The organism is Brevibacillus sp. FSL K6-0770, assembly GCF_038000275.1.
GTDB classification, from domain to species: domain Bacteria; phylum Bacillota; class Bacilli; order Brevibacillales; family Brevibacillaceae; genus Brevibacillus; species Brevibacillus parabrevis.
This window is the reverse complement of record NZ_JBBOBQ010000001.1, coordinates 2,979,478-2,998,497: the sequence shown is the minus strand read 5'-3', so window position 1 is coordinate 2,998,497 and position 19,020 is coordinate 2,979,478. Positions and strand designations below refer to the sequence as shown.

Below are 19,020 nucleotides of genomic sequence, written 5' to 3'. Positions count from 1 at the left end.
AGCGCATTCAAATCGGTTGCGAGCGCACAATGCTTGTCCTTGCGATTCTCGATTGCGTACCAGTGTGCCGCTTGACTCATGGGGTCGTTCACCTCTGTGTTGTTTCTCTCATCTGTGATCCAACGACAATAACCCCGCCGCTCGGACGGGATGATCCTTCTTACTTCACGCGCCAAACGTCGACCTCTTGCTGCAACCCCCCACAAACGGGCGTACAGACCGGATTTTTCCACCAATTCGCTGTGGGTCCCTTCCTCGGCAAGACGTCCTTGATCCAGCACGATGATTTTGTCCGCATGTTGAATGGTTTTCAGGCGATGGGCAATCAAAATGACCGTTTTGCTTTTGACCAGCTCGTTGATCGCTTGCTGGACAGCCGTTTCGTTCTCGGGATCAAGCGAGGCTGTCGCTTCGTCAAGCAGGACGATCGGAGCGTCTTTCAGCAACGCGCGGGCAATCGATATGCGCTGCTTTTCGCCGCCAGACAGAGTAGAACCACCTTCGCCAACAGGTGTAGCGTATCCTTGCGGCAATTGGGAAATAAATTCATGGCAGCAGGCGCGCCTTGCCGCCTCTTCAATCTCTGCCTCGGTCGCATCCATTTTGCCGATGCGAATGTTGTTGCCAATCGTGTCCTGGAACAAGTATACGTCCTGGAAAACCATTGACATCTGCTTGAGCAAAAATTCGGGGTCAGCCTTATGCACAGGCATGCCGCCGATGGTGATCGTTCCTTGCTGGACGTCCCAAAAGCGGGCGATCAGCCGGGTCACCGTACTTTTTCCGCTTCCGGACGGCCCGACCAGCGCGGTAATCGTATTCGGCTGGATCGTAAAGGACAGCTCCTGCAAAACAGGGTTGTTCTCGTCGTAGCCGAACGTCACCCGCTCAAAGACGATGGGTCCGTGCGGCTGAATGAGCGCCGTTCCCGGCTGTCGCTGCTCTGTCTGCACATCCATGATCCGCTGTGCGCTGTAAGCCGAGTAACGCATTTCTCCGTAGCTCATCAACACGACGGTCAACGGCTCGAACACGCGTGTCCCGATCAACAGAAACAGCAGAAAGACCGATAGCGACAAGGTGCCGCCCACAAGCAAATAACTGCCGACCAAAATCATGATCGTCATCCCGGAGCGCGTCAGCAAAAGCGCGCCCATGATCAGCGGCCCGACCAGCCCTTCCAGCCGGATAGAAGCCCGCATGAGCCGATCAAAGGCAAGCCGCAGGCGCTCAAAGCGCTTTCCGCCAGCATTGTGCGCTTTAATTTCGCGAATGCCTGTCAAATATTCCTGGAGCCTGCTGGCCGCTTCATTTTTCGCCCGGACGTGACTCTCGCTGAGCCGGGCCTGCAACGAATCGGTCAGCCACAACAGCAGCGCACCGAACGGAAGCGCGACAAACATGGCAAGCGCCATTTTCCAGTCCAAAAAGGCAAGTCCGAGCAAAGCGAGCACAGGCAGCACGACTGCGCTGATCAGCTGCGGAACGTTGTGGGAAATCGTATGTTCGACCTGCGCGTAATCACTGAGCAGCAGGTTCGTCACGTCGCCGGGATCGCGTTTGCCAAAAAAGCCTAACGACAAATGACGCAAATGTTCGGCGAGCTTCATCCGCCCGGTGGCCGCCAAACGATAGGCTGCCGTGTACGATTTTTCGTACAGATGGGCATAGGTGACGTACGACACAATCAGCCAGACAAACAAAATGACGCAGACGGTCCACAAGCGGGCAGTATCAAGCCCTGACTCCGGTTGGGCAAAGGAAAGGTAAATCGTCTGGAAAATGTCCACGAGCAAAGCGGCAGGAATGACTTTGGCAATCCCGTCCAGCAAGGCAGCAAAAGCAGCGGGCCACAAGCTCCGCACGTTGCCGCCGGAAATGTTAGTAAAGTACGGAAGCATTCGCTGGGGCCTCCCCTCTCATCTCGGGTTTGTGTGCGTCCGTATGGTTCGCGCCGAGCTTCCACGTAGCGGCGCTGACATGCGCTTGCCACATTTTTTCGTACAGGCCGTTTTGCTGGCGCAGCTCGTCGTGTGTCCCGCGCTCGACAATCTCGCCTTTGTTCACGACCAAAATTTGCTCCGCTGCGCGAATCGTCGACAGCCGATGGGCAATCATGATCACGGTTTTGCCTTTCACCAACTCAATCAAGCCTTGCTGGATCTTTTTCTCGTTTTCCGCATCGGCGTAGGCGGTTGCCTCATCGAGAACCAAAATCGGGGCGTTTTTCAACAGCGCGCGGGCAATCGCGAGACGCTGGGCTTCGCCGCCGGACAAATACGTTCCCCCTTCGCCGATCTTTGTTTCGTAGCCGAGCGGCAGCTTTTCGATAAACTCATGGCAGCAAGCTGTTTTCGCCGCAGCAATGACCGCCTCCCTGGATGCGGACGTGTTCCCCATCCGGATGTTCGCTTCGATCGTATCGTAAAACAGGTGCACATCCTGAAACACAAACGACACGGTGTCCATCAGTTTTTCCGTGCCCATCTCCTGGATCGGGACACCGCCAATGCTAATCGTTCCCTCCTGCACGTCCCAAAAGCGCAAGAGCAAGTTGGCGATCGTCGATTTCCCCCCGCCGGAAGGCCCGACCAGCGCCGTCATTTCGCCCGCTTTGGCGAAGAAGTCGACGTTTTGCAAAATGGGCTTGTAGTCTTTGCTCTCCCTGTTTTCATAGGCGAAGGAGACGCGGTCGAAGGCGATGTCGTAAGCAATAGGGACGCGAGGAGCAGTTGGCTCCGCTACGATCGGCTCGGCAAACACCGCTGCAATCCGCTTGTTGCCTTCGATAATTTCCCGCAGCCCGCCCCCGACGTAAATCAGCCGCAGCAAAGGCACGGACAAGCTCGGCGTAATAATCAAAAACAGCGTAAACGTAATGGCAAACGCCTGATTCCCCGGCTGACCGCTCGCAAGCAAAATGCCGATCGGGACAATAAACGTAAACAAGGAGCTGACCAGCACGTAAAACAGGCTGTACGGCTTCTTGCACAGCGCCGTGATCCGCAGCGCAATGTCGCGATAGCTGCTCACCGCACGCTGGAAAGTCAAAAATTCATCCGCCTTGATCCCGAAAATTTTGACAGCGGGCATGCCGCGCACGTATTCCACGCCTGTCGCGTTCATTTCTTCCACGGCAAACTGATAATCGCGAAAAGCGTTTCGGCCGAGTTCACTTGTAAAAATGCGCGCCTGCACCCATAGACCGAAGACAACCGGGACGAGCAGCACGAGAGCAAGCAACCCATTGAGCCAAAACAAATACCCGATCATCAAAAGCGGGATCAAAATGGCTGTCACCATGTCAGGCAGCTGGTGGGCAATGAATTTCTCGATTTTTTCGACACTGACCTCGATCACTTTTTTCAACTCGCCTGTGGCCGTTTTCGTATGGTAGCCCATCGGGACTTTCGCCACGTGCTCGGCCAGCCGTACCCGCAACTGGTACAAAATTTGGAAGGCAGCCACATGGGAGCACATCAGCCCGACGTACAAGGTGAGCAAGGCGGCAACCAGCGCTACCAAAGCGGCGACGCCCCAATACGTGATCAGCTCCCTGTCGATCCCCGCAGGACTTTGCGCGTGCAAGAGCAGTTCTTCCACGATTTTGTACACGGCTACAAAGGGAGCAATTTGCAGGAGACTGGAAACCGTCGAAAGCAAGCTGGCCGCGGTCAGCAGCCCTTTTTTCTCTTTGGCGATTTGCAAGAGCCCGGACATTTCTGCTTTCATTTTTATACCCGACTCTCCTTTCCTGTCGCAGATGGTTGACGAGAATCATTATCATTGCAAGGTGAAAAGAAGGACCCGCCCCCCACAGATGGTTAGAAGACAGGTCCTTCGGTGGTCCACTGCTTATTCCGAATGCTTCGTCGCCAGCACATTGGCTGACACAGGTGCGCCTTTGGAAGCGAACAGCGTGATCGCCATCAAAAGCACGACAATGGCAACGACACCAAAAGGCAAATGCCGCTCTACCTGGTACAGACTTGTGCTCAAGATCGGCGCAATTACAGCCGATATGCCTTGCACGGCTCCCACCAATCCGGCTACTCCGCCCTGCTGCTCGCGCAAAACGCTAAGCGAAGCGCCTGCCATAAAGCCTGGCATCATCAAGCCCGTACCTACACCAAATAAGAAGAACGCGATGTAAAAGCCGACAGCATGAATGAACAGCAGGAACAGCGCTACACCGCCAAGCACCAGCAAGGAACCGACGAGAATCAGCGAGCGCGGCTGCCATTTCGGATTTTTCATCTGCACCCCTTGGGTAATGATCATCGCGACTCCGCTCAGCATCATGCCCATGGAAAGCATCCGCGCCGTATCTGTTGTGGTCAAAAGCAGCTGATCCTGGAAATAAAACCCGCCGACGACTTGCAAGGTGACAATGCTCAGCATGGTGGCCATCCCTGCGAACAAGTACAGACGCAGTCCTTTTTGCAAAGGATTCAGCTTGGGCGGCTTGGTTGTCGCAACAACCGGCTTGTGCGGCGGAATCAAGAGAAGCACCACGATAAACGCGATCATCGGCAGCAGCGCCCCGATGTACAGCGGCCAAATCAGACCGATCAGGGCAAAAACTCCCGCGATCGCTGGCCCGAGGACAAGCCCCATTCCATTGGCAGCACCGATCAGCGCCATCCCGGACGACCTGTCCTTTTCCTCCGTCACATCAGCCATGTACGCTTGCGCCGAAGACGGAACGGCAGGAATGAACATGCCGACCATCGCCCGGGCCAAGATCAGCAGGAACACGAGCAGACCTCCGCTAATCAGCTTCGCAAGCCCTGCGTACATCGTGAGCGTAAACAGCACATAGGCGACGAACATTCCCAGAAAGCCTATTAAAATCACGGGCTTTCTGCCTTTTGTGTCGCTCCATTTCCCCCAAACGGGCGCCATGATCGCCATGGCTACGGAACCAAGTGAAATAATCAAACCGGAATGGGTTTCGCTCAATCCCAATTCACGAATCAATGGAGGCATGACAGGGGCGATGATCATCAAGCCAACCATTGCGACGAAGACGCTGAAAAAGACACTAATTCGTACTCGTCCCATGTTTTTACTCTACTCCTTTCGTCACTCCCTGCCCCTAATCTTATGGAAAAAGGCAAGGTAGCCACTACCTAATGACGGAGAGATAATGCTGTAAAACGGATTTTTTCGCGAAATGATTTCATGCCGGAGCAAAAAACGGTACGGATTGGAACGTTGTACACGCCATGGCTGTTAGTCCCGCCTGCTTTGCGGCTACTGCTACTGCTTCTGTCCGTGCACCTGCACGATCTGGTTGCCCAGCTTGTCCAACAATTGCATCCGGCCGATGGCTGTGTAGGAATAGTTGTAATTGTCTACGTTGCTGATTTTGTACACATTGCCTTTTTGCACCGCTTCCAAACTTTTCCACACCTTGCTGTCGCTCAGTTTGTTTTCGCTGTTTTCCATCAGTAACAAATGCTGTGGATGGAGGGCAGACAGCGCTTCCAGACTGATTTCGATTCCGCCCCAATGCTCCGGCGCAGGGATGCCCTCCGCTCGCTTGAGTCCCAAGTCGCTGTAGATCAGCTCGGCTGCCCCCGTTGACGAATAAATGACCAGATTTTGCGGATACGTTTCGACCACGACAAATGTTTCGTCTTTGAGAATCGGGCCGAGCTTTTGCTTCCATTCCGCTGTTTTTTTCGCATATTCGCTCAGCCACTGTGCCTTTTTCGGCTGTTGTTCAAACGTATCTGCCAAAAAGTCCAACCGCTTGCGCCACTCGTAGTACGGGTGGGGAATTTTGATCGTCGGAGCCATTTTGGATAGCTGCTCGTACAAATTTTCGTTGAACAGCGGCCCCAATAAAATCAAGTCTGGCTCAACGGCCATGACGGCTTCCAGGCTGATCGGTTCGGCGTACCAACCGAGGTTGACTGTCTCTTTGGCCAGCCGCTCTTTGATCGTCGGAGAAAATTCGGCGCGGTTGCCATAGTCGATATTGCCCGTCGCGACAGGCTCCATCCCCAGCAAAAGCAGCTCCTCCGTCGACCCGGACAAATCGGCAATGCGTTTCGGCTGCAACGGGATGCTAACCTTCTCGCCCCCGGGATTCACGATTTCTTTTCGGGCGGCATTCCCCGCAGCCCCATGACCGCCTGCCTCCGGACTGGCGCAACCAGCCAGCAAGAACAGGCACGTGAGCGTTGCCATAACATGTACGAGTTTCATCTGTCTCTCCACTCCCTGAACGAACTGTTTTTACTCGCGACGAGCAACGCAGTGCCGCCTCCTCGAGCCAAACATACTTTCTCATACCCGGAGCGTGGCGCGACAGTCAAATCGGGAGCCGGAGAAGACAAAAGCGGATTTTTGTTCTGTACAAACCAAAGACACCAACGGATGCGTCAGTGTCTTTACGTTTCTTGGCTGGCGGTTATTTGCAAGGGTAGTGCGGCGGTTTTGGCGGATTGATCACAGGCAAGGGAACTTGCTGATCTTGCAAAACTTTCAGCCCAAGATTGAGAACAATTTTTTCGCGTACGTGTGAAAAAGCATGCTCGTTGCATTTGACTTTACGCAAATCTTGCCCGATGTCCAGCTCGGTGAACTCGGAAAAGACCAGCTCACAGTACGGTTTTTCGTTGTAAAATTGGCGGTTGCCAAATAGCCCCATGTTCAACTGTGCTGCTGTGCCTGTCTTGTTGCCCAGCTCGCCGGAAGAGGTGAAATCGGGGATGAGCTGCAAGGATGGGCCAGATGTAGGGAACGTAATTCCTACGCAAAAGTCGAACGGAATCAGCGCGCTGATGTGGCGAATATCCCCGCATACGGCACTGCCCGAAACGTGGTCTGCTGTGGCATACTCAAGGTTTTTGCGGATGAAGCCGCTTCCGAACAGTTTGGCCGCGTACGGATTGAATGTCGGAACCAGCTCGCATTGCTCAAGAATGACGCTTTTCCACGCCCGGATGATTTCCAGCGCAGGTTTTTCCAATTGAATATCTGCTTCGACACAAACTACGACCGAGAGTTCTGCCAGGGTGACAGGCACTTTGATCGTTTTCGGAAAAGTAGTCGCTTCTGTGCTGGAGCCAAATACGCGTACATTGTCCACGCCGCAGGAATGGCCAGGCTTGCTGTGGCAATGATCCTTGTCATGCTTGTGCTTGTCTTTGTCCTTGTGGTCGTGGTCGCATTTGTACTCATGCTTGTGCTCGTGTTTGTGCTTATGTTCGTGTTTATGCTCATGCTTGTGCTTGTCTTTGCATTCATGTTTGTCTTTGTGATCGTGTTTGTCATGCTTGTCGTGTTTGTCGTCGCAATGGTATTCAACCCGGAACTTGCAGTCTTTTGAATCGTCGTGTTTTCCCATTTGATTGATCGCCTCCTTTATCAGAGCATTGTCTTTCTCTTCATCATATGGCCTGGCCTTGGCAAACGACTTGGCTGTTGCCGAGCGTGATATACCCATTTTTTGCCTTTTGGAGCCGGCTTGTGATCGGATTGCTTGGGAGTTTTGGTTAACTAGGCAACTATTTGCTCAGCGATACTCCCTATGTACGAAAGACAAGCCGTGCACTTGCTGCTGCCAGCAAAGGGAAAAGCGGACTGGCTCCCTGCGCTTGCCGATCTGGCCTGCTGACCATGGCGAAGAAAAGCCGTCACGTCAGTCTTGGCCTACGTACCTGAGCGGAATCAGTTGTTTGCGGAACCACCAAATTCGCCCGCTGACGATCGCCACCCCGTTGTACTCGCTTGTGCCGGCTCCTTTTTTCATGAATGGCTCGGACATGAGGCTCGCCTTCCAATCGCCTGTTTCGATCCAGCTTTCCGTGCTGGCAAGCGGGCTGTTGTCGGGAAATGCTCCCGCTCCCTGCTTTTCCGAGGCAACTGGCGGGCGCAAAACCGTTGATGTAAAAGGCAGGCGCAGCGTCTCATGGGCGACTTTTCCCGCTTCGCTTGTCGTGCCAACGACGGTCAGCTCAAAATCTCCGCGCACCCAGACCACCCGCCCATTGCTCTCATGGCGCGTCTCCTGCACATCCAGCGAGATTTTCGGATGGATTTCCAGCCATTCCTGCTGCCAGTGGGCATGAATCGGGTGCACCCAGTTCACTTCCCACGCTTCTTCCAGAATCGAAACTTGCACATACGCATTTTCTCCCTGCTCGGTGTACGCTACATCCGCGAAAACAACCTGGCTGCTGCTGCCTGCGTTTGCCGCAGTCCCGGTTTCCTGTTGACCCCGTACTGGCGCTGTGACTGCGCTGCTGTCCGCCATGCGCAAAGGCTCGCTCGCAAGCAAGCTCGATGAATCGAGGTGCGGCAACTCTTCGAGAGGATCGGGAGCTGCCAGCGGCGTCCGTATTTTCGGCGGCTTGATGGGCGCTGTTTTTTTCCCGAAAGCTTTTCCAACCTTTCGCGCTTGGCGGGAAACGTCACTTGCAACGGGGCTTTGACTTTTGCTTTTCGCTGGAAGCTGGCGCTTGGGCCGCGGTGCTTCGTATTTGTCGCCAGCCATGTCCTGCTTTGGCATGGATTGTTTGACACGCAAAAAGTTTTGCTGGTGGCTTTTTGGAGCGCGCCGCAGCTCTAGATGGTTTAAAAAGGGCGTTTTTCGCGCAGGTGTCCGCCTGGGTTGGGGCATAGCCATGTTTTCACCTCCTCTCCTTCTTGGTTGGCTCGCAAGTATGCTTCGCGTTTTTCGCTTTTTCGCCTTGCTATATCCATACGCCCGAGCTTTCGCTTGGGGAATAGTCGTCTGTCCTTTTCTGCCGCTGCCAACGCAAAAACTCATGCCTAATTTGGCATGAGCTTTCAAGTCTGTTGCTTTTTCGTCAAAAGGTAGCGGCAGCACGTCCCTCCTTCTGCGATGCATTCTGTCCGGTCTACTTTCGCGTCGTTGAACAGCGAAGCGAACAAGCTCCATTCGCACTGGCACGCTTGGGGAAACTCGCTCGCTACTCTCGCGATCGGGCAATTCGTTTCGATAAACGAGTAGACCCCGTCCGCCTTTTGCTCCAGCTTGACCATATAGCCGTCTGCATCCTGTAGCTTCGCTAACGTGTCAAGCCGCTCCTCGAACGATTGGCCTGCCATCTGCTCGCGATATTTTTGCTGGATGCGCTTCATCCTGCGTTCGAACAGCATCGCCACATGCGATTGGCCAAACAGCTCCTCCACATTTTCCATCAGCTCTGTCACCCACTCATCGTAGTGCGTGGGAAACAATCGCTCGGACGCTGGCGTCAATTTGTACACAAAGACTGGGCGCCCAATCTGTCTGCGCATGATGCTTGCCTCTACGTAATGTTCTCTATGTAAAAGATCCAAATGCTTGCGTACCGCGACCTTGGTCATTTGCAAGTGCTCCGCCAATTGCTGGACATCGACGGTCCCTTGCTTTTTCATGTACACCAACAGCTTTTGCCGGGTTGTCTGTTCGCGTGCCATCGCCATCCTGTTGCTCACGCTGTAACGCTTTCCGTTGTTTTTACGCCCAGGCACCGCCGTTCCCGTAGTTCGCAAACATACGACCGTTTTGGCAAAAGGAAAGCTCTCATTGGAAAATCCCTCCTGTTCGGATTGATGACAAGGACAGTTTACAAGAAGCAACGCGTTTTGTACATATACAAATATGTTTCCTTTGGTAAAAATAATTGCCGAACCGCCATTTGTATTGTAGAATGAGCTAAATTCCATTTTTTCCAAGTGAAAAAATCTTTCTCGGAGGAAAAACTCGGCTCCTCCATCGCTCCGCACGTTTGCACGGAGCCATGTCGATTCGCGATCAGGAGGGGAAAACGATTCATGGCTGAGTCAATGAAGCCGTCCACCTATTACGCTGCTTATCAGCCGCTCGTGGAGCTTGCGAACGGACAATGCTTCGGATACGAAGCGCTTCTGCGGTGCGCATCGAAGCAATCGCCTGAGCAGCTTTTTCAGGCGGCGCGTCAAGCTGGTCAGTTGTACGAATTGGATACCGCCGCCATGCGCGGTGCTGTTTCATCTTATTTTGCGGAAATGCCTGCGGGGCGAAATGCGCCGTACTTGTTTGTCAATCTCTTTCCGTCTACCTTGCTGAATCCGCTCTTTCCACCTTTTTTGGACGAGCTTCTGGCTGCGTTTCCGGGCATCGCTCGCCGAATTGTACTGGAGATCAATGAAGCGGCCGAGGAAGACAAGATGTGGGATGTCCGACTGCTCGGCCAGAAAATCCGCGAGTTGCGCGCGTACGGCTTTTTGATCGCACTGGATGACGTAGGCTCGGGTGCAGCATCTTTGCGCAAAATCGTCGAATACGAGCCGGACGTGGTCAAGCTCGACCGCTATTTCGGCAGCCAGCTTGCCCACCATCCGAACAAGCAAAAGCTTGTCTCGCTGTTTGTTGATTTTTGTTTGGGGCAGTCGCAGTTGGTGCTGGAAGGGCTGGAGGAGCTTGATGATCTGGCGGCGGCAAAAGCTCTGGGGGTTCCTGTCGGGCAAGGCTTTTTGCTCGGGCGGCCCCGCTCGCTTGACCAGGCGGAGATGATAGGGAGCAATGCTGCGGTGTGAAGGAATGGAAAAGGGAAAGGGAAAGCCCGCTGCCTGATGATCGGCGGCGGGCTTGACGGCGGAAGATGTCATGTGTCGCGATTATTTTCCTCCAGTTTTCGCAGCATGGACTCGATATTTCGCAATTCCATCTGCTCGCTTTCGTGGCGAAGATCAGCGTATTCGTACAGTCCTGTCATTTTGATTTTCCCTGCCGCAAAGAACGATTGAATCCGTCTTGCTTCTTCCTGGAGCAGTGCGCGCTGACGGTAACTGATCGTCAACTGCCCCTCAGCTCCACTGAGTAGAGCGTACGCCAAAGCCAGAAAGCGGAGAAAGCTGTATCCGTCACAATAGTCGTCATAGATCGTGTCCAAAGCAGTCGCGATATCATCATTCGTGCTTGCAACTATTTGCAAATTTTCTTTCAACCTGCGATTTTCCAGTTCCGGATACGGGATGACAGGCTCCAGCAGCTGCTTCAGGTCCAGTTCGATGTACGTTCCCCGATAGTCCAGGCTGATGAGTTGCAAATAAAACGGAGAGCCAAAATGCTCTTCAATGTCTGGATGCCCATAAACCCATTGCTCAAACTGTTCGATGGCGACCTTTCGTTTTAGCACATCGTTGAACATGATTTGCATATCCAGCAGTTGAGTCATGTCCTCCCTCCTTCCTTCTTGTATCGCCTCGCCTATACCTGCGCTCCCCTTTTGCCCAAAGAGATCGGTGCTTCATTTCTTTCCAACGCTCTTTGGTTGCGAAAAAACCTTCTCACCTACAACTGCCCCTCATTCGGAGCCAGAAATCTCGAATGTTGCCCGAACAAACACACCCTCGCTCTTTTCCCATGCAATCTGTTCTTTTGGGTCAACGTCCTTGATGGCAAACAGCTTTGTCCCTTTTTCCAAGTAGTTGGAGGCAATCGCTGCTTGCGCTGTTTGCTCGTCTCCTTCAAAAGCGTACTTCGCTTCTACGCTACCGATTTGTTCTCCAAGCTTTTCTTTGTCGATCCATTGCTCTTCGTTTTCATCATCGGCGATGACATACAAGCGATCTTCGACTTTCACAAAAGGATAGGGCCAGCTTGCGATTGCGCTTGTTGTGTTTGCGGAATCCGTCGTTGGGGAGTGGTTCGCACAGGCTGAAAGCAGGAAAGCGGAAAGGATCAGCCCTACTACGATCGCAGCTTTGCTCATTTCATCTGCTCCTTCCCCAAGCAATAAAAAAAGTGGGCGAATCTATCATATCACCCACGCGCTTCATTTGGAAAATATTTCATTTTGAACACAACAAGCTTCGCTGTATCGAATCTATCATTTCTGCGCTTTCTTCTCGCCAAGTCTCTCTTGCAGCATGCTCGCCACTTCTTTCACCTGCGCCTGCACCGCGATTGGATCATACGGCCAGAAGCGATCCGGGTTCAGCTTGAAAATGCGATTGTTCTTCACCGCATCGAGCGAGGCCCAGACAGGCGAGCTTTCATCGAACTCGGCTCCGCCAGATATGTCGAGAAAAATATAATCCCCGGCATACGCAGCGATTTTCTCGGTCGAGACACTTTGCGCGTCCACTTTTTTCTGAATCAGATCGGTGCGCACGCTCTCCGGAGGTGTCAAGCCGAGCTGCTGGTAAATCGCCTGGCCGCCCCGGTTCACACCATCGCCGTATATGTAAAACTCCTTGTCGAACGGCCCCATGATCGAAAAGGTTGTCCCTGCCGGAACCAATCCCGCGATCGAAGCTTTTGCCTGCTTCACGTCCTCGTCAAATGCGGCCAGCCAGTTGTCTGCTTCCTGCTCCTTGCCGAGCAGCTGGCCGAACGCTTTCATTTCTTCATGCACCTCATGGTAGGTGCCATAAGGGATGACGATTGTCGGCGCGATTTTACGATATTGCTCGTTCAGCTTTTCATCCCCGCCAACCGTCACGATCAGGTCAGGATTCAACGCCAAAATTTTCTCGACCGAACCGCCATCGATCTGTCCGATATCCGCAATCCCTGCGGCCAAATCCTTGACATGCGGACTTTCGATTTCCCAGTACGGCGCTCCTACTGGTTTGACGCCAAATGCGAGAAATTGCGCCAAGTACCCTTGTGTGACGATTCGCTGCGGATTCGCTGGTATTTCGACATCCCCATGGACGGTTTTCACAATCCTGGTCTCTGGCTTAACTACTGGCGTCTCCTCTTGTTTTCCTGCATTCGGGACCGAATCTGCCGTACCGCAACCATGCAACATCACGGTCAGCCAAAGCAGGACGATCCCCCAGCCGATATCGTTTCTGCGCTTTTGCATATGCTCGTTCCTTTCTGATGATGTTGAGAATGATTCTCATAAACATCTTCATCGTACCTCGCCCCCTCTCTGCTGTCTATTTCCATTCGTGACATTTTCGCCATGGACAATGGTTACCTGCTTGCCAGGACAAGCGCTGTTGCTGCCAGCAGCTTGTCGACCATGATCTCGCGTTGTTTTTCCAAGGCGCGCGCGTCATTGCACCAAAAGTCCTCCAATGGCAAAGGGTACAGGCGGTGGCGTCCCGTTTTCAGCAGTTCGCGCCAGCCTGCTCGCGACCGGAAATGATCGGGCAAAGCAAGATCGTCGCCCCCTTGCTCGCGGGGAATGACCACAAACATATGATCCGCAGCATAATCGGCGAGCTGCTCTTCCCGGATCAGCTTGTGGGCTTGTGGCCGCAAGACTTCATCGGCAATTTTCGGCGGAGGGGTCAGCTTCAGGCTGCTGTACAAGTTGTACGTTCCCCTGGTCGTCTGATTCCAGATGCAGATCGTGTTGTCTTCCCACAGCTCGTACAGCCCCACCGTTTCCTCCGGCTGGATCACGCCAGCGAGCTTGGCAGCCAAAGCCTCCGCCCGCGCCGTATAATGTTGCAGCCACGCCTCGGCTTCCTGCTCTTTGCCTGTCAATTTTCCGCAAAGCCGCACCGTTTCCAAGCGATCCAGCCGATCCCACGGGAGGACGAGCACAGGCGCGATCTGTTCCAGCCTGCGCAATTGCTCCAATTGATCGGGCACGTAATACAAATAATCCGGTGCAAGCACCATATCCGGCGATAGTTGCTCCCATTCCGCCACGCTCTGTATTTCTTCGACATTCCGCACCCCGTCCAGCTCCGCTGCAATCAACGGCGAGCTTTCCCACGGCGCAAACCGGGCAGCGATCGGTTTGATTCCGAGCGCAAGCAAGTCACCTGCAAACTGCAGGGCAACGATGCGCTGCGGCTTTGGCATCCGCCGATACGCGCTGGGGGAAGTGCCGATCACTTGCTTGAATTTGCGGCTCAAGTAAAAACCGTCTGCGTAGCCGACTTTCTCCGCGATTTCCTGAAGCGTCGCCTCGCTTGTCAACAGATGCAGCTTTGCCCGATCGAGCCTGACCCGCGTCAAATGCTCGGAAAAGCTGTGCCCGACCAGCTTTTGAAACTGACGCGAGAAATAGCTGGCGTCATAGCCTGACAGTTCCGCCAGCTGGGTACGGGTCAAGTTTTGGTCGTAATAGCGGTTCGTGAAGTCGAGGACATCGTGCATCGGATTTGCCGGATTGGCTGTTTGTGTCGACACAGCCCTGGCAAACAGGTCAAGCAGCTCGGCAAGCAGCCCGTGCTGACTTGCCTGATCGCTTGGATTACCGGAAGCGTTCGCGTTGCTTTTCACTAGCTGCTCGACGATCGTGAAAGCCCGGAGCGGCAACGAGCCAACGCCCGCAACAGAGCCATGTGCCGGGAAGGTGCTGTGATCGACGAGATACGTCAGCTTGTCGATCGTTTCTTCCTCCAGACGGTATCCTTGAAAAAAGAGGAGAAACAGCGAGTCGACAGCCTGTTTCGCCCGTTTCATTTCGATGCGCTCGTTCGGGTGAACGAAAGCAAGCTGGCCTTTTGCCACCTCCTGCCACTGTTCCCCTACTCGCAGCTGTACCGGAGTGTCCGCCCAAATAAACAGTGGATAAGTTGGTACGAATGCTTGTCCGTTTTCGTTCAAGGAACAGCTCTCTGCTTTTTTCACGATGTACAGCCGCTTCATCTTCTCTCCTCCTCTTGCGGTGTGGCAACATACTAGCCTCTCTCTGACGAATGCGCGAAAAGCTGCCCCAAGGTCTGGCAGAGCCTGGCGACAGCTTTTCACTAGCCTATGAATTTGCAAAACGATTATTTTTTCGCCGCTTTCAACAAACTGTCGACGATGAAATCAAGCTGCTTGTCCAGCGAGTAAATATCGTTGTAGTACGACAAACCGAAGTCGATCTCGATCAGCCTGCCTTCCTTGATGGCCGGGATGCTGTTCCACACTTTGTTATCGGACAAGTCGACCATTCCTTCATACGCCGAACGGAACACAAAGTCACCCGCATATTGGGGCAGCACCTCAAACGAAACGCTTTCTGCTGTCGCTTCCCCAGATGGCTTGTCCAGTTTTGCCTGCACAATAGCCGGGGCTTTCATTCCCAAGTATTCGTAGACGATTTGCGAGCCGCGCCCGTAGTCTTTGCTGCTGACTACGGACATATTGCCTTTTCCGCCCTCCATGATGCTCACCGTCTTGTCCAAAATGCCTGCTTCCCCCAACTTTTTCTTGCTCTCCGCTACTTTTGCGTGGAAGTCGGACAGCAGTTTCTTCGATTCGCCCTCCTTGCCCAGCACTTCGCCGAGCTTTTGCAGACGTTCTTCCACTGTCATGCGGTCAAACGGGATATACACAGTCGGCGCGACCCTTTCCATCATTTGGTAAATTTTCTCGGAAGGAGCAATGATCAGATCGGGATCAAGCGCCAAAACCGCCTCCGGATTGGGCTCGAACCAAGTTCCGAGCGTCTGGACACCCTCCAGTTCTTTTTCAAAAGCGGCTCCTTTCTGGACGTCAGAGATGCCGACTGGCTTTACGTTCAACGCGAGCACGTCTCCAAGCAAGTAAAAGACGACCACGCGCTGGGGATTGACTGGGATCTCCACGTCACCTTTGGCTGTAGAGACGATTTTTGTTGCCGGCTTTGCGCTTGGCTGGTTCGAGGTCGAAGCTGACGCTGCGGAGTTTACCTGCGGCTGTTCCGCACCCGGATTGGCCGTGCTTGTAGTAGTCGGTGCAGAGCAAGCGCCGAGGATCAGAGTCAAGCACAAAAACAGGATGGTTGCCAAAGAAGATTTGTTGCTGTAGCGCATAGGTATGAATGTTCCCCCTTTATCGTGACGATGATGATAACCATTATCACTATAAACGCGGCTTCTACCTGCCTCAATGTCATATCGCGCCATTTTCGATGTCTCATCGCGCCTTGCCTGTTCCGTGCGATACCGGATCGGCGATGCTCCCGTGTACCGTTTGAACATTTTCGCAAAATAGTACCGATCCGGATAGCCGATCTCTTCGGCAATGTCCTGCAAACTGGCTTCTGTGCGCCTGAGCAGCTCCTTCGCTTTTTCCATCCGCAGCGAAATCATGTACTCGATCGGACTGCTGCCCGTCCGCTGCTTGAACAGTCTCGACAAATGGCGCGGACTGCTGTCCAACAGCTCGGCGAGCACTTCGAGCGAGAGCGGTTGCGCATAGTTTTCCTGGATATATCCGAGCGCCTGAGCAGCCAAATCATTCGGCTTACGCGACAACGATGGGTTGTGCATCTGCCGCAAAAGCTCGTAGACCACTTGATAAAAAAGCGCCCGCACATGAAAATGCTCCAGTCCGTTCCGTTTCTCCCATTCTTCGTGCATCAGCTGAATGTTTTGCAACAGACACACCGCTTTTTCCGGGAGAAAGCCGTACGCAGCATCAAACGGCCTCTGCCGCTCCAGCATGGCGATCAGCTCCTGGTTCATCGGCAAAGGGAGCAGCGCTTTGTAGTAGATCACATAATATTCGAAAACGTCCTCCAGCGGACAAATCTGCAGCCTGGCGCCTTTTCCGCCGTGGAGCATGTAAAAGCGCTGGGCCGGATGCTTCTGTCCATCGAGCCAAATCTCGGCTCTCCCTTTGGTCGCAAATAAAAAGCTGCTGGCCGGAAGCTGCCAGGCACGGCTTGCCTCTTCCCGAAACAAAGCCAAGTAACGAACGTCCAATATTTTCAGAGAAGCATGGTTCCAAAGCACAAATGATTCACTGACCCGCATCGCAGCTGCTCACTCCTTCAACCTGTTTGCGATACGCCGCTAGATGGCTGTATTTGGCTTCATTATATATGAAAATGGTTCTCATTATCAATGATTGCCCGCTGCCTTCGCCTTCCCCTTCACCTGTTGCCCAAACAGAAAAAGCGATCCCCTCAGCCAGTGTGCCAGCTTGCGAGATCGCCTTTTTCCGTATGTGATGTTGGAAGGAAGCTACGGGCGGAACAGTTGCTGCTCGGCGAATTGCACGAGCCGCTTGGTCATTTCGCCACCGACCGAACCGTTTTGACGCGATGTTGTCTCGGCACCCAAAACGACACCAAACTCGGCTGCACAAGCGGGTACAACCACCAAAACAGAAAAAACAGCAGGACAACGATAGGTATAACAATCATGATATCTGTTCCTCCTGTGCGTCCTCCACGTATATTTGCCAGCAAACGACCCCATCCTAAAAGATGGTTGGAAAAATTATGTAGAGAGGATATGAATTATGCCGATACACGCTTACCTTAACTTCAATGGAAACTGCCGGGAAGCTGTCCTGTTTTACGCGCAAGTTTTCGGCACGGAACCCCCGCAAATCATGACCTTTGGCGATACGCCGCCCGATCCGAACTTCCAGATGCCGGAAGAGGCGAAAAACCGCGTCATGCATACGCACCTCGTCCTCGCTGGCAGCCGGGTGATGTTTTCCGACGTCTTTCCAGGAATGCCGTATGTCGCTGGGACAAACATCAGCCTGGCGATCATCAGCAAAAATCTCGACGAGCTGAAAGGCTACTTCGCCAAGCTAAAAGAAGGCGGCACCGTCCGCATGGAGCTGCAAGAAACGTTTTGGAGCAAATGCTACGGAAGTGTCGTCGACAAATTCGGGATCGAGTGGCAGTTCAATTACGAAGATTGCCCGACGGAGTAGACAGAGGATCAAGCTTTATCCTCTGTCTCTTTTTTGGCAATCGCGCCAAACGCCACGCGGGAAGATAGCTCCTTCACATTCAACTCACCATAGGCATTGATTACATCCGGCACATACTCCTTTGTCAACTGCATCGCCTTGAAAATCTGCTCTTTTTCTTCTGTGGAAAAGTGTATCACGCTTTCCCCGCACAGCTCGCAAAAAAGCTGCCAGCCAAGCTCTGTCTGCTTCAAGCTATGCAGCAAATCATACTCTCCAGCGCAGTTGCAAGCAGGGCACGCCGCTCGAAACGCCATCGCTTTACCCTCCTTATTTCAGTTGAGAGATCATCTCGATCAGCCGGGAAACAGGATCAACGATTTCCTCGTTTTCTTGCGCGACTCTCTCGAAGGTCGGCACTGCTTCTTGCAAAAGCAGATAGCTGTAGTAATAGTAGCTGGAAAACGGCAACTCGGCATATCCCGCCGGCTCTTCTTCCCAGGCTTCCTCGTCCTCCTCTTCATCCTCCGGCCATAAATACGCCTCGTCCAAAAGCATCGTCATATCCGGAACATGGACAGCATCCGCGAGTGGATGCCCTTCCAGCGCCTCCACCACCGCTTTGTACAGCACGATTTCGTTCAAGCTTACCTCGCTTGGCTGCTTTGTTTTCAACTGCTGCAACAAAACAGACAAAACCCATGGCGTAACTTGCCATAGCGTACCCTGATGCTCAATGAGCTGGCCGATTTCGCCGTAAGCGCCCTGCTCGATCAAGGCAGGCAGCTCTGTTCCTCTCCCGTAAGGCGTGGTCAAGCGTTGCCATGGAATTTGCACGCCCTCTTTGTTTGCTTCTGTTGTCATCTGATCCCTTTCCTCCCTCATCATCGAAAATGATCTTCCCTCATTGGAAAAGAAAAGACACTAACCGAGACGTTAGCGCCTTTCCTCTTCACTTTTCAAGCTGTTTTCACGCCGTCTACTGTGCTGAAAAATCACTCATATATGTAAAGCTTATCTCCCGCACATGCACCTGCTGCTTGCCGACCGGGCTCTCCAGAACAACGGAATCCCGCGGAGCAGCCATGAGCAGCTGCCTGCCAATGGGCGACAAGAATGAGATTCTGTTGTTATCCGGATCAATATCTGTGGGATAGACCACAGTGAATGATTCCTCAAAGTCATCCTCTTCAAATAAAACTTTCACACTGCTGCCGAGCAAAGTAACAGCTTTCAGCGACGTGAACAGCTCGCTGTCGTCTTTGGCGAGCAGCTGTTCCAGCGTCTGCTTGTAGCGCTGGATCATTTCGTCTACCGTTTGTTTTTCTTTTCCATAATCGCGCACATAATGGTCAAAAAAGAGCGAATATTGCTCATCGAAAAAAACAAGCTGGTTGATCAAATGTTTTCTCGTACCTTGCAAAATACTAGGGTTCATAATAAATGTCACCCCCCAGTTGTTTTTCATAGACGAGTTT

The 19,020-nt window shown here is 53.1% G+C and carries 16 protein-coding genes and 2 pseudogenes; 2 read left to right on the top strand and 16 right to left on the bottom strand.

The genetic code is table 11. The annotated features are described in order from the left end of the window. Positions 1 to 160 precede the first annotated feature (160 nt). From NST23_RS28445 to NST23_RS14320, 7 genes and pseudogenes are all read right to left on the bottom strand, one after another. Positions 161 to 1,901 (bottom strand): annotated as a pseudogene (locus NST23_RS28445) (ABC transporter ATP-binding protein). Continuing rightward, a complete protein-coding gene (locus tag NST23_RS14345; RefSeq protein WP_445662490.1) occupies positions 1,882 to 3,732 on the bottom strand; it encodes an ABC transporter ATP-binding protein in 1,851 nt (616 codons plus the stop codon). Before NST23_RS14345 ends, NST23_RS28445 begins: the two are co-directional and overlap by 20 nt. Before the next feature lie 123 nt (positions 3,733 to 3,855). After that, complete coding sequence (locus tag NST23_RS14340; RefSeq protein ID WP_122966825.1) at positions 3,856 to 5,064, bottom strand: MFS transporter; 1,209 nt, start codon at positions 5,062 to 5,064, stop codon at positions 3,856 to 3,858. A gap of 198 nt (positions 5,065 to 5,262) precedes the next feature. Next, positions 5,263 to 6,216 carry an ABC transporter substrate-binding protein gene (locus NST23_RS14335; protein ID WP_340963921.1) on the bottom strand — a complete coding sequence of 318 codons (954 nt, stop codon included), beginning with the start codon at positions 6,214 to 6,216 and terminating at the stop codon, positions 5,263 to 5,265. A gap of 205 nt (positions 6,217 to 6,421) precedes the next feature. Continuing rightward, positions 6,422 to 7,360 carry a CsxC family protein gene (locus tag NST23_RS14330; RefSeq protein WP_340963917.1) on the bottom strand — a complete coding sequence of 313 codons (939 nt, stop codon included), beginning with the start codon at positions 7,358 to 7,360 and terminating at the stop codon, positions 6,422 to 6,424. Between the two features lie 294 nt (positions 7,361 to 7,654). Continuing rightward, on the bottom strand, positions 7,655 to 8,641 hold the full coding sequence (locus tag NST23_RS14325) for a hypothetical protein (protein WP_287102830.1): 987 nt from the start codon (positions 8,639 to 8,641) through the stop codon (positions 7,655 to 7,657). A gap of 164 nt (positions 8,642 to 8,805) precedes the next feature. Beyond that, positions 8,806 to 9,459, bottom strand: coding sequence for a helix-turn-helix transcriptional regulator (locus NST23_RS14320; protein ID WP_287102829.1), 654 nt, complete (start codon positions 9,457 to 9,459; stop codon positions 8,806 to 8,808). Between the two features lie 339 nt (positions 9,460 to 9,798). Here NST23_RS14320 and NST23_RS14315 point away from each other — a divergent pair, with 339 nt between their 5' ends. Further along, positions 9,799 to 10,542, top strand: coding sequence for an EAL domain-containing protein (locus NST23_RS14315; protein WP_122966828.1), 744 nt, complete (start codon positions 9,799 to 9,801; stop codon positions 10,540 to 10,542). 68 nt (positions 10,543 to 10,610) lie between these two features. Here the strand turns inward: NST23_RS14315 and NST23_RS14310 are convergent, their stop codons facing one another. The 6 genes and pseudogenes from NST23_RS14310 to NST23_RS14285 all read right to left on the bottom strand — a co-directional run. Continuing rightward, positions 10,611 to 11,183 carry a hypothetical protein gene (locus tag NST23_RS14310; RefSeq protein WP_217020895.1) on the bottom strand — a complete coding sequence of 191 codons (573 nt, stop codon included), beginning with the start codon at positions 11,181 to 11,183 and terminating at the stop codon, positions 10,611 to 10,613. Positions 11,184 to 11,312: 129 nt separating this feature from the next. After that, positions 11,313 to 11,720, bottom strand: coding sequence for a hypothetical protein (locus tag NST23_RS14305; protein WP_173599346.1), 408 nt, complete (start codon positions 11,718 to 11,720; stop codon positions 11,313 to 11,315). A gap of 117 nt (positions 11,721 to 11,837) precedes the next feature. Continuing rightward, the gene (locus tag NST23_RS14300; RefSeq protein WP_217020894.1) at positions 11,838 to 12,821 is read right to left on the bottom strand and encodes an ABC transporter substrate-binding protein; all 984 of its coding nucleotides are present in this window, start codon (positions 12,819 to 12,821) and stop codon (positions 11,838 to 11,840) included. 113 nt (positions 12,822 to 12,934) lie between these two features. Continuing rightward, on the bottom strand, positions 12,935 to 14,569 hold the full coding sequence (locus tag NST23_RS14295; RefSeq protein ID WP_217020893.1) for a helix-turn-helix domain-containing protein: 1,635 nt from the start codon (positions 14,567 to 14,569) through the stop codon (positions 12,935 to 12,937). Between the two features lie 125 nt (positions 14,570 to 14,694). Beyond that, positions 14,695 to 16,647, bottom strand: a complete 1,953-nt coding sequence (locus tag NST23_RS14290) for an AraC family transcriptional regulator (protein ID WP_340963914.1) — start codon at positions 16,645 to 16,647, stop codon at positions 14,695 to 14,697. A gap of 210 nt (positions 16,648 to 16,857) precedes the next feature. Beyond that, positions 16,858 to 16,977: pseudogene (locus NST23_RS14285) on the bottom strand (small, acid-soluble spore protein, alpha/beta type); the annotation flags it as partial. 160 nt (positions 16,978 to 17,137) lie between these two features. On the opposite strand from NST23_RS14285, the gene NST23_RS14280 reads away from it, so the two are divergent. After that, on the top strand, positions 17,138 to 17,563 hold the full coding sequence (locus NST23_RS14280) for a VOC family protein (protein ID WP_173597363.1): 426 nt from the start codon (positions 17,138 to 17,140) through the stop codon (positions 17,561 to 17,563). Positions 17,564 to 17,571: 8 nt separating this feature from the next. On the opposite strand, the gene NST23_RS14275 is transcribed toward NST23_RS14280, so the two are convergent. From NST23_RS14275 to NST23_RS14265, 3 genes are all read right to left on the bottom strand, one after another. Next, positions 17,572 to 17,859 carry a hypothetical protein gene (locus NST23_RS14275; protein ID WP_122966836.1) on the bottom strand — a complete coding sequence of 96 codons (288 nt, stop codon included), beginning with the start codon at positions 17,857 to 17,859 and terminating at the stop codon, positions 17,572 to 17,574. Positions 17,860 to 17,872: 13 nt separating this feature from the next. Beyond that, the gene (locus tag NST23_RS14270; RefSeq protein ID WP_122966837.1) at positions 17,873 to 18,406 is read right to left on the bottom strand and encodes a hypothetical protein; all 534 of its coding nucleotides are present in this window, start codon (positions 18,404 to 18,406) and stop codon (positions 17,873 to 17,875) included. Between the two features lie 115 nt (positions 18,407 to 18,521). Then, a complete protein-coding gene (locus NST23_RS14265; RefSeq protein WP_122966838.1) occupies positions 18,522 to 18,980 on the bottom strand; it encodes a GreA/GreB family elongation factor in 459 nt (152 codons plus the stop codon). Positions 18,981 to 19,020 lie beyond the last annotated feature (40 nt).

What these genes read in the sequence shown, in the direction of transcription:
- NST23_RS14345 (WP_445662490.1), bottom strand. Translation starts at nt 3,732, where the DNA reads ATGAAAGCAGAAATGTCCGGGCTCTTGCAAATCGCCAAAGAGAAAAAA.
- NST23_RS14340 (WP_122966825.1), bottom strand. Translation starts at nt 5,064, where the DNA reads ATGGGACGAGTACGAATTAGTGTCTTTTTCAGCGTCTTCGTCGCAATG.
- NST23_RS14335 (WP_340963921.1), bottom strand. Translation starts at nt 6,216, where the DNA reads ATGAAACTCGTACATGTTATGGCAACGCTCACGTGCCTGTTCTTGCTG.
- NST23_RS14330 (WP_340963917.1), bottom strand. Translation starts at nt 7,360, where the DNA reads ATGGGAAAACACGACGATTCAAAAGACTGCAAGTTCCGGGTTGAATAC.
- NST23_RS14325 (WP_287102830.1), bottom strand. Translation starts at nt 8,641, where the DNA reads ATGGCTATGCCCCAACCCAGGCGGACACCTGCGCGAAAAACGCCCTTT.
- NST23_RS14315 (WP_122966828.1), top strand. Translation starts at nt 9,799, where the DNA reads ATGGCTGAGTCAATGAAGCCGTCCACCTATTACGCTGCTTATCAGCCG.
- NST23_RS14310 (WP_217020895.1), bottom strand. Translation starts at nt 11,183, where the DNA reads ATGACTCAACTGCTGGATATGCAAATCATGTTCAACGATGTGCTAAAA.
- NST23_RS14305 (WP_173599346.1), bottom strand. Translation starts at nt 11,720, where the DNA reads ATGAGCAAAGCTGCGATCGTAGTAGGGCTGATCCTTTCCGCTTTCCTG.
- NST23_RS14300 (WP_217020894.1), bottom strand. Translation starts at nt 12,821, where the DNA reads ATGCAAAAGCGCAGAAACGATATCGGCTGGGGGATCGTCCTGCTTTGG.
- NST23_RS14295 (WP_217020893.1), bottom strand. Translation starts at nt 14,569, where the DNA reads ATGAAGCGGCTGTACATCGTGAAAAAAGCAGAGAGCTGTTCCTTGAAC.
- NST23_RS14290 (WP_340963914.1), bottom strand. Translation starts at nt 16,647, where the DNA reads ATGCGGGTCAGTGAATCATTTGTGCTTTGGAACCATGCTTCTCTGAAA.
- NST23_RS14280 (WP_173597363.1), top strand. Translation starts at nt 17,138, where the DNA reads ATGCCGATACACGCTTACCTTAACTTCAATGGAAACTGCCGGGAAGCT.
- NST23_RS14275 (WP_122966836.1), bottom strand. Translation starts at nt 17,859, where the DNA reads ATGGCGTTTCGAGCGGCGTGCCCTGCTTGCAACTGCGCTGGAGAGTAT.
- NST23_RS14270 (WP_122966837.1), bottom strand. Translation starts at nt 18,406, where the DNA reads ATGACAACAGAAGCAAACAAAGAGGGCGTGCAAATTCCATGGCAACGC.
- NST23_RS14265 (WP_122966838.1), bottom strand. Translation starts at nt 18,980, where the DNA reads ATGAACCCTAGTATTTTGCAAGGTACGAGAAAACATTTGATCAACCAG.